7 protein-coding genes are annotated in these 13,453 nt (G+C 68.8%); 1 reads left to right on the plus strand and 6 read right to left on the minus strand.

Features of this window, described 5'->3' with window-relative positions; genetic code table 11:
- Positions 1–11: 11 nt before the first annotated feature.
- The 6 genes from ACIBK4_RS49425 to ACIBK4_RS49450 all read right to left on the minus strand — a co-directional run bounded on the left by ACIBK4_RS49425 (position 12) and on the right by ACIBK4_RS49450 (position 10,240).
- Positions 12–2,252, minus strand: coding sequence for a glycosyl hydrolase family 95 catalytic domain-containing protein (locus ACIBK4_RS49425; protein WP_399006569.1), 2,241 nt, complete (start codon positions 2,250–2,252; stop codon positions 12–14).
- On the minus strand, positions 2,249–4,219 hold the full coding sequence (locus ACIBK4_RS49430) for a beta-galactosidase (RefSeq protein WP_399006571.1): 1,971 nt from the start codon (positions 4,217–4,219) through the stop codon (positions 2,249–2,251). Before ACIBK4_RS49430 ends, ACIBK4_RS49425 begins: the two co-directional genes overlap by 4 nt.
- Entirely contained in the window at positions 4,219–6,429 is a 2,211-nt protein-coding gene (locus ACIBK4_RS49435; RefSeq protein ID WP_399006573.1) for a WD40/YVTN/BNR-like repeat-containing protein, read from the minus strand. The genes ACIBK4_RS49430 and ACIBK4_RS49435 overlap by 1 nt, the downstream gene beginning before the upstream one ends.
- 98 nt (positions 6,430–6,527) lie before the next feature.
- On the minus strand, positions 6,528–7,490 hold the full coding sequence (locus ACIBK4_RS49440) for a carbohydrate ABC transporter permease (RefSeq protein ID WP_399006575.1): 963 nt from the start codon (positions 7,488–7,490) through the stop codon (positions 6,528–6,530).
- Complete coding sequence (locus ACIBK4_RS49445) at positions 7,487–8,521, minus strand: ABC transporter permease (protein WP_399006577.1); 1,035 nt, start codon at positions 8,519–8,521, stop codon at positions 7,487–7,489. The genes ACIBK4_RS49440 and ACIBK4_RS49445 overlap by 4 nt, the downstream gene beginning before the upstream one ends.
- 27 nt (positions 8,522–8,548) lie before the next feature.
- Entirely contained in the window at positions 8,549–10,240 is a 1,692-nt protein-coding gene (locus ACIBK4_RS49450) for an extracellular solute-binding protein (RefSeq protein WP_399006579.1), read from the minus strand.
- A 291-nt stretch (positions 10,241–10,531) separates the two neighbouring features.
- On the opposite strand from ACIBK4_RS49450, the gene ACIBK4_RS49455 reads away from it, so the two are divergent.
- A complete protein-coding gene (locus tag ACIBK4_RS49455) occupies positions 10,532–13,369 on the plus strand; it encodes a glycoside hydrolase family 3 C-terminal domain-containing protein (RefSeq protein ID WP_399006581.1) in 2,838 nt (945 codons plus the stop codon).
- The last annotated feature ends 84 nt before the right edge of the window (positions 13,370–13,453 follow it).

Below are 13,453 nucleotides of genomic sequence, written 5' to 3' on the forward strand. Positions count from 1 at the left end.
GGTGCGAGTGGCTACCGCGCCCCCAGGGTGAGGACGCGGTCTTCTCCGGCGACGAGGTCGAGCGGCTCCGTGCCGGAGGAAGTCCGGAGTTCGACGCGGTGAGTACGGGACGGCCGGATCAGCGCGGTGGCGGAGTGGGGCGCCCAGCTCAGATCGACCTCCGCCCCGAACCTCGTGCGTACGCCGGTGAGTTGACCGTGCGGATACGCCGCCGACAGCGCAGGCAGCAGGACCAGCCGGTCCGGGGTCGACTGCACGAGCGCCTCGACGAGCACACCGGGCAGGGTGTGCGCGGCGTCCGCGTTGTAGACGTCGCGGTTCGGGTAGTGCGCGCTCATCAGCGAGGCATGGAAGAAGTCGCCGTCGAGCACCTGCCCGAGGGCGTCCGCGACCCGCTCACCGTCCCGGAGCCGGGCCGCGACGAGCGCGTGGTGGAGATGCCCGTGCGCGGAATCGTTCTCGGCGCCCCGGAGTTGGAGGGCGCGATGCGCGGCGGCGGCGAGCTCCGGGGTGTCGTACGGATTGATCTCGTCGAGCGGCCAGACACCGTAGAGGTGACTGAGATGACGGTGGTCGTAGGTGTCCTCCAGCCCCGGCCAGGCCCATTCGGCAAGCGCGCCTTGGGGGTTGACCCGATGCGGTGGCAATCGGTCGGCGAGGGCAAGCCAGCGGAGGGCCTCCGGCGTACCCGGGTGATAGTCGGCGGCGGTGTGGAGTGCGTGCCGGGCGGCGGAGAGGTCCATCGCCGCGTTGATCGCGCCCCAACTGGCGTTGGCGTTCGCGGGACGGTTCTCGGGCGAGTAGGAGGGGACGACGACCAGGTTGCCTTCGGGGTCGCTGCGGCTCAGGAAGTCCTCGTAGAACAGGGCGACTTCGGCCAGTACGGCGGCGGTACGCGAATCACGGGCACCGCGCGTCTCGTCATGGTCGACAAGCGGCTTGAGCAACCAGTCCGCCCCCGCGCTCCACAAATGCAGCGGGTACTCCCGACTGAAGTGATACGACAGCCCGGACTCACCGTCGCTGTGCGCGGGCGCGACGACACCCCGGGCACCGAAGACGGCACGGGCATTCTCCCGCCAGTCGTCCAGCTGACGATGAATCAAGGATGCGAGAGCGTCGGTGACTTCGGGAAGGGCGGCGCTCGCGGCGGAGGCGGTCTGGAGGTTGAGGTTCGCGTCATTGGTGAACGCCCCCGACCAGGCCGTGTTCCAGTCGCCGGTCCACAGCCCGGTGAGCCGGGGCGGGAACAGACCGCTGGCGGAGAGGAGGTGATAGCGCCCGGCGGCAAAGAGCCGTTCGAGGAGGGCAGCACCGCGGGGCCGCTTCAGCAACTCACTCCCGGGCAGGGCACGTTCGGCGTCATCGGCATGAAGGTCGAGAGCGACACGGGCGTAGGCCGTGCGGTGCAGGGCGAGGTGCCGGTCGAGGAGGGAGTCGTAGGAGTGCACCCCCTCGTCGATCAACTCCCGCAGAGCACGGGCCTCTTCCACGACGTCCAGCTCACCGGTGTGGCGCCGCACCCGGGTGAGGAGCAGGACTTCAGTGGCGCCGGTGATACGGACTCCCGGCGAGGCAAGGCGTGTTGTGCCGCCGGTGACCACGGCCAGGGTGACTCCGGTGTACGCGCGGTCGCTGTCGGGGTAGCGGACGCGGAGGGTGAGGAGGGCACCGTCGGGGGTGAGGAGCGTGCCGTGTCCGACACCCAACCCGGCTGGTGCTCCCGGGAGTTGGTGGTCCTGGGCCAGGTCGAGGGTGAGGTCGGGGGCGGTGATGTGCTGGACGATCACGTCGTCGGCGCGGGAGACGAAGACACGGCTGCGCCAGTCCGCGCAGGTGGCTGTCGCCTCGCCGGTGGTGAAATCGACGGAGCGGCGATAGTCGCGCCCTGTTGCGGTCGGCGGCCTACGCAGCCGTAGCTGGAACGCCGGGTGGAAGGGCTGCACCCACTGGAGCGGGCGGTCGTCGGTGAAGCTCTCGGCGGCGGTGAGGTCGCCGGCGAGCAACCGGGCCTGGAGCGCCGGGAGTTCGGCGGCGAGGTGTGGGGGCCGGGCGTGTTCGGCGCCGTTGGGGCGGACGAGGGTGTGGTGGGTGACGATGACGCGGTCGTCGTTCGGATCGCCGAACACGAGGACGCCGTGATGGCCGTTTCCGCTGAGGAAGGCGTCTTCCCAGCGGGTGGCGGGGAGGGGCTCCCAGGTGGAGTGCGTGGGGCCGGGCGGCGGGTCGGCCGGTACGGGTTCGCTGGTCATGGGCGCAACACTGCCGCACCGTAGCGGCCGAGGGTGATCTCGCCCCCGGCGGTGGCGTCGGTCAGCACGTCGTGGTGGGTGCCCGGGAGTTCGACGGTGACCGGGTCACGGCCGTGGTTGAGGAGGAACAGCAGGTCCCCGCGTCGTACGGCCTCGACGCCCGGCGGGACGTCGTCGAGCACCGGACGGACGCCCGCGTCGGCGGCCACACGGGTGAGCAGGGCGCGGAGTGCGTGCGGCTCGGGGAGCGTGGAGACGTACCAGGACCTGCCCTTGCGCAGGACGGCGGGCAGGCCGTCCAACTCCCCGCCCTTGTAAGGAATCACCTCATCGACACTGTCGCCCTCGGGCTCGATCTCCTCCGACCAGAGCGTGCCGCGGAAGCCCTCGCACTCGGCGGTCTCCCCCGCGTCGAGCGGCCACCACTCGTGCAGGGTGCGGATGCCGAACAGCTCGCGGAGGCGGGCGTCCATGCCACCGGTGCGCACCCGGTCGTCCTCGTCGGCGATGCCGGTGAGGAAGCCGGAGACGAGGGTGCCACCGTCGCGGACGTACGCGAGGAGGTTGTCGATCGCGGAGTCCGTGAGGAGGTAGAGCTGGGGGACGACCACCAACTTGTAGGCGGACAGGTCGTGTTCGGGGTGGGCGAAGTCGGTGGTGAGGTGGGACTCCCAGAGGGCGCGGTGCCAGGCGCGGAGGACGTCCGGGTAGTCGACCTCGGTGGAGAGACGGCCGTCCTGCGCGCCGGCCCACCAGGCGTTCCAGTCGTGCAGGATCGCTACGTCGGCGGTGATGTGAGTGTCCGTCACCTCACCGCCGATCCGGGCGAGTTCGGCGCCGAGCCGCTTCACCTCCTGGAAAGTGCGGCCCCGCTCCCCCGCATGGCTGAGCATCCCGGAGTGGAACTTCTCGGCGCCCTGCCGGGATTGACGCCACTGGAAGTAGCAGACGGCGTCGGCGCCACGGGCCACTGCTTGGAGGGACCAGAGACGGTTGAGGCCGCGCGGCTTCGGGTGGTTCACGCCGCGCCAGTTGACGGGTCCGGCCGCCTGTTCCATGAGCATCCAGGGACCGCGAGCCTGCGAACGGGTCAAGTCCTGGACGAGGGCGGCACTTTGGGCACCGAGGGGATCACGCGGATCGGGATACAGATCGACCGAGACGACGTCCTCCTCCTCGGACCAGCGCCAGCCGTCCTGCCCCACCCACAACGGCATGAAGTTGGTGGTGACCGGGAGGTGCGGGGTGTGCCGGCGGACGATGTCGCGCTCGGCGGTGTAGCACTCCAGGAGCATGTCGGAGGTGAAGCGCCGGAAGTCGAGCACGTGGGTGGGGTTGTTGAGGTAGTGGGCGTGACGCGGAGGCAGGACGCCGTCCCAGGTGTCGTAGCCCTGGCTCCAAAAGGCGGTGCCCCAGGCCGAGTTGAGGGCATCGAGCGTGCCGTAGCGCGTGCGCAGCCAGCGGCGGAAGGCGACGGCGGCCTCGTCGCCGTAGTCGAAGGTGCAGTACTCGTTGTTGATGTGCCACATCGTGAGGGCGGGGTGTCCGGCGTAACGGGCGGCCAGGGCCTCGGTGATGGCGGCGGCGTGGCTGCGGTAGACGGCGCTGGAGTGCGAGAAGTGCTGCCGTCCGCCCCACCATTCGATCCGGCCGTCGGCGTCGCGGGGCAGCGTCTCCGGGTGGAGGCGCCCGAGCCACGGCGGCGGGGAGGAGGTGGGCGTGGCGAGGACGACGCCGATGCCGTTGTCATGCATGAGGTCCATCAAGCGATCGAGCCAGCCGAACTCCCGTGCCCCCGGCTCGGGTTCGAGCCTGGCCCAGGAGAAGACGCCGAGGGTGACGGAGTTGACGCCGGCGTCCTTCATCAGCCGGACGTCCTCGTGCCAGGTCTCTTCGGGCCACTGCTCGGGGTTGTAGTCACCGCCGAAGAGGATGCGCCCACGTGTGGCATCGCCGAGCTGAGGCATCAGATCTGCTCCCCGTACTGGATGCCGCGCCCATTGGTGGCGAGGTACACGCGCCCGTGGACGCGCGGATCACCGACGACGGCCTGCCCGACCCAACCCCACTGATGCTGGTCGTCGTTGATCCGCACCCAGGTCTTGGCCTCGTCGTCGGAGCGGTAGACGGCGGTGATGGTCTCGGTGGAGCCGACCTGATAGATGGCCGGGTAGGCGGCGCCGGGGGCGGCCTTGCCGAAGCCGAGGGTGTAGGAGGCCCAGCAACTGGCGACCTTGGAGAAGCTGACGCCCCCGTCGACGGACCGGTAGAGCCCGTTCCACTTGACGCTCAACCACAGGTCCCCGGACCGCCCAGGCGCCGCGACCAGCTGGAACTGACTGTCACCGGAGGGCAGTCCACCCGCACGCTCCGCGAACGAACGGCCACTGTCAGTGCTGGCGTATAGCGTTCCTGTGTCGGTGTCGTATGCGTAGAAGAGCGTCGGGTCGGCCGGGTCGGCGACCGGCGTGGCGCCCTTCGGGAAGGAGGAGACCTCGGTCCAGGTCGCGCCGTTGTCCGCCGAGCGGTGAGTCGGGTACTTCGTGCCGTCCCAGTGCACGAAGGACCACAGCAGCGTACCGCCGTCGGCGCTGACGGCGATCGGCCCCGGTGAGTCCCCGGCGATGTCGGGCTGGGCAGCGAAGGGCGCCCAGCTCCGCCCGCCGTCACGGGAGTACGCACCGTTGCCGTTGTCGCCGAAGCCCGTGCGGACGACGTACGACGGCCTGCCCGCGGCCTGCGCGATCCCGGTCGCCGACCCGAACACGGGGTTCGCCGCCATGCCGCGCGACGGAGACGCCGTGAGCCGCTCGTGGTACATCACGCCGATGTCCCGCGAGGCGCTGATCAGGTGTGCCTCCCCGACCGGGGGCGAGATCAGCTGGATCACGGACGTCTCCTCCAGGCCACGGATCTGCGGCGCCCAGTGCGTGAGGTCACGCGTGCCGTAGAGCGTGGCGCCGGTGCCGTAGACGACGTGCTTCGAGTTGTACGGGTCGACGGCGACGGCCTGGATCCACCAGCCGAACTTCGGCTGTTCAGCACCCCACTTGAGGAAAGGAGTCTCGGACACGTCGAAGACAGCAGCGTCCTTGAGGGACGTCCAGGTCCGGCCGCCGTCGGTGGTCCCGTACAGGGTGTCGACGGCCGCCCAGCGGTTGTTGGTGGAGACGACGACGGTGCCGGCACGACGGGCGTCGACGGCGACTCCGCCGTACCCGAAGGTGTCGCTGGACCCGTCGGACGTGGTCCCGCCCGGCTTCACCGGCGTGACCTCACTCCAAGTCCCGCTCACGACGGCCAACTTGTGCACACTGCCGGTGGACTGCCCGTTGGGCCCGGGCGCGTCGGCGTACGTCACGTACAACTCGCGGCTACGGCTGTCGTACGCGGCCCGGATCGGGACCTTGGCGGAGGTGCCGTTGGGTTGCGCGGGGACGGGGGTCCAGGTGGTGCCGTCGGTGGTGCGGTAGAGGTTGACGGCGGTCGCGCTCCCGTCGCCGTCACCCCACCCGGCGTAGACGGCACGACCGACGGCGACGAGGAAGGTGACGCCCTGACCGTTGGCGCTCGCGGTCGCCGGAAAGCCGCTCACGGCTGCCCAAGTGCCGCCCCGGTCGGTCGACTTGAGCAGCCCGTCGTGCCGGGTGCCGAGCCACAGGGTGTCACTGTCACGCGGATCGACGAGCAACCGCTCCCCCGCCCCGCGCCCGTCTTCGTTCCCGCCGAGCTTCACGGTGAGGTCGGTACGGGCCCAGGTCGCGCCCCGGTCCTCGGAGCGGAGTACGGCACCGTTGCCGGCCCAGGACTGGGCGTAGGTGCCGACGGCGAGGTACAGCCGTTCCGGGTGCGCGGGGTCGACGGCGAGGGCCTCGACACCGAGCAAGTTCCAGTCGTCCCAGCCGAGTTGATCGGTGAGGGGGGTCCAACGGGCGGCCCGGTCGTCCCAGCGGTAGGCACCGCCGATGTCGGTACGGGCGTAGGCGAGGCCGGGGACGGAGGGGTGGAAGAGGATGCCGGTGACGAATCCGGTGCCGCCGATGACGGCGTTGCGCCAGCGATAGGCGGGGGCTTCCGCGGCCTGCGCCTTCGTCGTGAGAAGCGGCGTACTGGTGAGCGCGGCGGCAGCCGCAGCCCCGGCAAGAACGGCCCGGCGGCTCACTCGGGACGCAAGCATGCACATACCTCGCTGTATGAGATGGGGCAAGGAGACCTACCTAAGGGGCGCGGGGAACTGCGCGACCAGCCCCCACGCACCCGCAGAAAACTACGAACTCATCCCTTAACGGCGCCCGTAAGCATCCCCTTCTTAAAATGCCGCTGCACAAACGGCGAAAGCACAGCCACCGGCAACAACGCCATCACCATGACCGCCATCTGCACAGCAAGCCCGGACAACTCCCCCGTCTTGATCGCCTGACCAAGCCCCACGGGAGCCTCCTGCTTCTGCACCAGCTGAATCATGACGTTCTGCAACGGCATCATGTCCTGGTCGTTCAAATACAGCGACGCATTGAACCAGGCACTCCAATACCCCACGGCATAAAAGAGCGTGATGACAGCCAACACAGCCCGCGACAACGGCATGACGATGACCCAAAGAATCCGGAAGTCACCGGCACCATCGATCCGCGCACTGTCGATGAGTTCCTGCGAGATCCCCATGAAGAACCCGCGCAACACAAGGATGTTGAAGACGCTGAGAGCGCTGGGCAGGATCAACGCGAGATAACTGTCAGTCAGGCCGAGCGACTGGACGAGCAAATACGTCGGAATAAGCCCGGCGCTGAAGAACATCGTCGCCAGCATCATCATCAGAATCCACCGATGCCCGAGCGACCCGATACGAGAGAGGCCGTACGCACAAAGAACAGACACCGCCATGGAGAACAGCGTGCCGACGACGGTGATGAGGACGCTGATGATCGCCGCCCGGGTGACCTGACCGCCGCTGAGAAGCTCCTTGTACGCGACGAACGTGATCCCCTTCGGCACCATGACGAGCCCACCGGCCTGATCGATGGTCTTGCGGGAGGAGAGGCTGGTGACGAGGACGATCCACAGCGGAAAGAGGATGGCGAGACAGGCGATCGTGAGGACGAGCCCCTTGCCCGCGAGCCCGACCTTGCCGGGTTCCTCCTCCCAGGTGGGCCGAGGGGGCGCAGCCCAACGCCCGGGCGGCCGTGCGGACTTGGCGGACCTGGAGCTGTCGACGGGTTGGTCGATGACGGCGGTCACTTCTTGTACACCCCCTGCTCACCCATGAGGTGGGCCACTTTGTTCGCGGCGAGGACCAGCCCAAGACTGATCACGCCCTTGACGAGTCCGGCGGCGGCCGCGTAGCCGAAGTCCTGGTTGCGGACACCGTTCCACCAGACGAAGGTGTCGAGGACCTCCGCCGCTCCCGGTCCCACGGCGTCGCGCTGGAGCAGGATCTGTTCGAAGCCGACGGTCAGCGCGTCACCGACGCGCAGCACCAACAGCAGCGCGATCACGGGACGGAGTGCAGGCAGCGTCACGTGCCACATCCGGCGCCACCGCCCCGCCCCGTCCATCGCGGCAGCCTCGTACAGATCGGGACTGACGGAGGACAGCGCGGCGAGGAAGACGATGATCCCCCAGCCCGCGTCCTTCCACACGCTCTGCGCGGTGACGAGGAACTTGAACGTGTTCGGGTCGGTCATGACGTCGAGACCGTCGAAGCCGTGTTGACGGAGCAGTTGCGAGAACAGGCCCGCCCCGCCCAGGAGTTGCTGGAAGACGGCGATGACCAGCACCCAGGAGAAGAAGTGCGGGAGGTAGAGGATCGCTTGGGAGATCGCCCGGACCCGGGGCCTGACCACGCTGTTGATGAGCAGCGCGAGGAGGATCGGGATCGGGAAGAACAGGATGAGCTGGAGGAAGAACAGGACCAGTGTGTTCTGTACGGCGCTCCAGAACGCGGAGTCCGCGAAGATCTGCTGGAAGTTCTCCAGGCCGACCCAGGGACTGTGCAGCATCGAGACGATGCCGTTGTCGCTGACGTAGGGGTCGTAGTCCTCGAAGGCGACGATGTTGCCGAGGATCGGCAGGTAGTTGAAGACCAGGATGAGCAGGACGGCCGGCAGGGTCATCAGGAGCAGGACGCGGTCGCGTCTGAACCTGAGCCGCCAACTCACCTTTGCCTTGGGGCGGTTGCGTCGGGGGCCGGTGGCGCCGCCGGACGCCACCGGGGTCTTGCCCGTCGTGTCGGCCTCGGCCCTGCTCCGAGGCACCGTGCTGTGGGACACGGCCGTTCTCCTTGCCTCGGTACCCGGTCAGCTCGCCGCCGTGCCGTTGTCGTCGAGCAACTTCTGGTACCAGGCGCGGAGTTTGTCGCCGCCCTTGCTCTTCCAGTCGGAGACGGCCTGCTGCATGTCGCTGATCTTCTTGCGGCCGCGGGTGATGTCGTCCTCCAACTGCTCGAAGTCGTTGGAGAGGTTGGTGTAGCGGCTCGGCTCGGTGATCTGCTGGCCGTAGAAGCTCGACTTCTTTGTGAAGGCGCCCATCCGCTGCTGCCACTCGACCTGCGCCTTGGCGACCTCGGGGAAGTCGGGGTGGGCGATGGTGGCGGCGGGGCTGGCGACCATGACGTAGGCGTTGATGACCTCGTTGTTGCCCTGGTCGGTCTTGGTGGGGACACCGTTCTTGACGGTGTAATGGGTGCCCTCCACGCCGTAGTTGGTGAGCATGTACTCCTTGGTGCCGTACGGCGCGGCGGTGACGTTGGCGACGGCCAGCGCGTCACGGATCACGGACTCGGAGGCCTTCTTGCTGATGAAGGCGAAGATGTTGGCCGGTTCGCCGGCCCAGAGAGTCGGGTCGCCGCCGTCGTGGCCGAAGATGTCCATGCCCCAGATCTTGTAGTCCGGGTTCTGCGTGGCCTGTTCGGCGGTGCGGCTCCACCACTGCGAGATGTCCTGGTTGTAGATGAGGAACTCGCCCGCGGCGAACTTGGGGCCCGGGTCGGTGGCCGCGCTCTTGCCCAACTTGGCGTCGGGGTGCACGTATCCGGCGGCGAAGAGCTTGCGGGTCCACTCCAGCGCTTCGAGGTACTCCTGGGTCTCGACGCGGTTGATCAGCTTGCCGTCGACGAGGTTCCAGCCGAGCGACTTCTCACTGCCGGAGAGCACGCCCCAGGCGTTGAAGGCTGTCCACTTCATGTCCAGGCAGGCCCAGCGCTTGGCCTTGGCGTTGGTGATCTCCTTGGCCAGGGCCATGAACTCGTCGGCGGAGGTGGGGACTTCGTACCCCTCCTTGTCGAAGATGTCCTTGCGGTAGAGCGGCACGATGTTGGGAACGTACGAGGACGGCATCGGCAGTCCTCGGAGCGCGCCGCCGAAGATGCAGCGCTGCCAGGCGTCGGACGGGATCGCCGCGAGGTTCGGATAGTCCTTGACCTTGTCACCGGCGAGGTAGGGGCCGAGGTCGGCGAACTTGCCGATGATGGCGCTCGGTATCTTGCCGCCCATGTTCCAGCCGGGAACGACCACGACGTCCGGGATGTCGCTGGAGGCGAGGACCGCGCCGAGCTTCTGGTCGTAGGTGTTGCCGTCCTGGTTCTGCCAGGCCACGTCGACGCCGATGAGGCTGTTCATCGCCTTGTAGTAGGCGTTGTCGCTCTTCGGCGGGGAGCCCCAGAACGGCGACATGATGGTGACCTTGCCGCCCTTGCCGAGCTTCTTCGGTACCGAGGTCTTCAGCGTGGCGAGGTCCAGCTTGCTGGAGAAGCCGATCGCGGAGCCGTTCTTGGAGGGAAGGTCCGGGGTCACCACGTTGCTGGCCACGAACGCCGGCAGCAGCTTCTTGACGCCTTTGCCCTCCGAACTGCCCCCGCCCGACCCGCTGTCCGAGGCCCCGCAGGCGGAGAGCAAGGGGACCCCTCCCGCCACCGCTGCGGCGACGACCGCCGTGGAGGCGAGGAAGCTTCTCCGGCTGGGAGCGGAGGCGGCGGAGGCGTTCGGCGTCATTGCGTCAACCCTTCATGGCGCACCAGGACACCCGGCGGTGGAGCCGTCGGCTGCGGTGTCTTGAGTGGAACAGAGCACTTAGTCGAAGCGCTTCGATGTTGCTGCGAGGTTAAGTGAACACCCAAGGGTGCACAAGGGTCGCTCCCAAGATTCCTCGGAGGTGCGGGGCATGACCTGTCCGTATGTGCTGCTTGAAATAACGGTGAAGGTGTCTTGACACCCGACGCGCATCGAATCAGCATCGAAGCGCTTCGAAAGAGCCGCGCCGCTCCATCGCAAGGGGAACCCCACGTGACCGCACAAACGCCGCCTACGCCGCCTTTCCGTGATCCGCACCTGCCGTTCGCGAAGCGCATCGACGACCTGCTGGCACGGCTCACCCCCGACGAGAAGGTCGGCTTCCTGCACCAGTACGCGCCCACCGTGGAGCGTCTGGGCGTCGCCGCGTTCCGCACCGGCCAGGAGGCCCTGCACGGCGTCGCGTGGATGGGCCCGGCGACGGTCTTCCCGCAGGCGGTGGGCCTGGGCGCGACCTGGAACGAGGATCTCGTACGCCGGGTCGGCGACGCGGTGTCCAAGGAGGTCCGCGCGATGCGCGCCCGTGACGACCGCGTCGGCCTCAACGTGTGGTCCCCGACGGTGAATCTGCTGCGCCACCCGCTGTGGGGCCGTAACGAGGAGGGCTACTCGGAGGACCCGAAGCTGACCTCGGCGATCGCCACCGCGTACACGCGCGGCCTGCGCGGCGACCACCCGACGTACTGGCGCACGGCCCCCGTGCTCAAGCACTGGCTCGCCCACAACAACGAGACGGGCCGCGACATCTCGTCCTCGTCCGTCCGCCCGCGCGTGCTGCACGAATACGACCTGCGCGCGTTCCGCGAGACGGTCGAGGCGGGCGCGGTGGCGGGGGTGATGCCCGCGTACAACCTGGTCAACGGCCGCCCCAACCACGTCTCGCCGTATCTGCGCGAGCAGTTGCGCACCTGGACCGAGGAGGACCTGCTGGTCTGCTCGGACGCGGGGGCGCCCTCCAACCTGGTCGACTCCGAGCACTACTTCGACACCCACGAGGAGGCGACGGCCGCCTCGCTGCTGTCCGGTGTGGACAGCTTCACCGATCACGGCACGGACGGTTCGACGATCGTGGCGCGGGTCCAAGGGGCTTTGGATCAGGGGCTGTTGACGGAGGCCGACGTCGACGCGGCGGTCCGCCGGCAGCTCTCGGTGCGGTTCCGGCTCGGCGAGTTCGACCCGGACCACGACCCGCACACCGGCACCGAGGACTTCGACACCCCGGCGCACCGGGCGCTCGCCCAAGAAGCCGCCGAACAAGCAGTCGTCCTCCTCAAGAACGACGACGCCCTGTTGCCCCTCGCCCACGACACCCGCCTCGCCGTCGTCGGCCTGCTCGCGGACGAGTGCAAACTCGACTGGTACAGCGGCACGTTGATCCACCGCTCCACTCCACTGGAGGGTCTGTACGAGCGATTCGGCGCCGAGCGCGTCGAGTTCGCGGAGGGCGTGGACCGGATCCGGCTCCGCACCGCCCAAGGCACCTTCCTGCACGTCCCGTTGGCGGACGTGGAAGACGAAGTACGCGGCGCCGAGGGCGCGTTGGACCCGGCCCTCCTCGCCGGCCGCACCGACCTCCCGCCCCTCACCACGGACGACACCGGCACCGAACTCGCCCTCGTCGACTGGGGCGAGGGCGTCCTCACCCTCCGCGCGCCCGACGGCCGGTACCTCTCGGTCGCCGACGACAGCTATGTCCGCGCCTCCGCCGACCAGCCCGGAGGCTGGGTCGTCCAGGAGACATTCCGCCTGGAACCCCACGAGAACGGTCACCTCCTGCTGCACATCGGTACGGGTCGCCACGTCTCTGTCGCCGCCGACGGCGTGAAGGTTGCCGAAGAGGGCGGAGAAATCTTCGAGTTGGTGATCGCCGAACGCGGCGAGGACGCGGTGGCCCGGGTCGCGGAGGCGGCGGACGTGGTGCTCGTCGTCGCGGGCAACGACCCGCACATCAACGGCCGCGAGACCGAGGACCGTACGACCCTGAGCCTCCCCAGCCACCAGGAACGCCTCCTGCGGGCGGCCCGCGCCGCCAACCCGAACACGGTCCTGGCGCTGGTCTCCGCGTACCCGTACACGGTCGACCCGGCCGGCCTCCCCGCGATCCTGTGGACCGCCCACGGCGGCCAGGCGGCGGGCACGGCCCTGTCCCGCGTCCTCGCCGGCGACGTCTCCCCCGCCGGCCGCCTCCCGCAGACCTGGTACGCCGCCGACTCCGACCTGCCCGATCTCCTCGACTACGACGTGATCGGCGGCCGACAGACCTACCTCTACTTCGAGGGCACCCCCCTGTTCCCGTTCGGGCACGGCCTGTCGTACGCGTCCTTCACGTACGACGACCTCAGGACGCAGGTCGAACTCGGGGCGATGCACGTGCAGTTCACGGTCACGAACACCGGCGACGTGACAGCCGACGAGGTGGCGCAGCTGTACAGCAGCGCGGTGAACCCGTCGGTCCCCCGCCCGCTCAGCGAACTGATCGCACACCGCCGCGTGACACTCGCCCCGGGCGAGGCAGCGGTGCTCTCCTTCGAAGTCCCGCTGTCCGCCTTCGAGTTCTGGGATGTGAAGCGCGGCGGCTGGCGCCTGGAACCCGGCCCGTACGACCTCTTCCTCGGCGCCTCCAGCGAGGACATCCGTCTCCGTACGACGGTGAGACTCACCGGCGAGCCCGCCGCACCCCGCCCCCTCCTCCAACACGGCCTGGACGCGGCCGACTTCGACGAGCAGTCGGGCGGCGAGATCGTCGACCGCACGAAGGTGACGGGCGACGCCGTGACCCCGACGCAGGGCGGTGCGGCCGAACTGACCTACCGGCACTGCGACTTCGGCGCGGGCGTCACAGAGGTGACCGTGGAGGTGGCGGGCGAGGGCGTCGTGGAACTGTCCCTGGACGGCGGCCCGGCGCTCGCTCAACTCGCCCTGCCCGCACCGACGTCGGGCCCGTACGACTACACCACGCTCGGCGCCGGGATCGTGGCCGAGGGCCTGCACGATGTGCACCTGAAGCTGCGCGGGCCGTTGCGGCTCGCGCATGTCGGCTTCTCCGGCTGAGGGTCCGGAAGCAGCCGACGAGAAGGGGCCCGGCACCGGAAGGCATCGGTGCCGGGCCCCTCCGAGGAGGCTATATGAAAATGG

The organism is Streptomyces sp. NPDC050528, from assembly GCF_044457795.1.
Classification (GTDB): Bacteria; Actinomycetota; Actinomycetes; order Streptomycetales; family Streptomycetaceae; genus Streptomyces.

Coding starts and splice junctions, on each gene's coding strand:
- ACIBK4_RS49425 (WP_399006569.1), bottom strand. CDS start 2,252: ATGACCAGCGAACCCGTACCGGCCGACCCGCCGCCCGGCCCCACGCAC.
- ACIBK4_RS49430 (WP_399006571.1), bottom strand. CDS start 4,219: ATGCCTCAGCTCGGCGATGCCACACGTGGGCGCATCCTCTTCGGCGGT.
- ACIBK4_RS49435 (WP_399006573.1), bottom strand. CDS start 6,429: ATGCTTGCGTCCCGAGTGAGCCGCCGGGCCGTTCTTGCCGGGGCTGCG.
- ACIBK4_RS49450 (WP_399006579.1), bottom strand. CDS start 10,240: ATGACGCCGAACGCCTCCGCCGCCTCCGCTCCCAGCCGGAGAAGCTTC.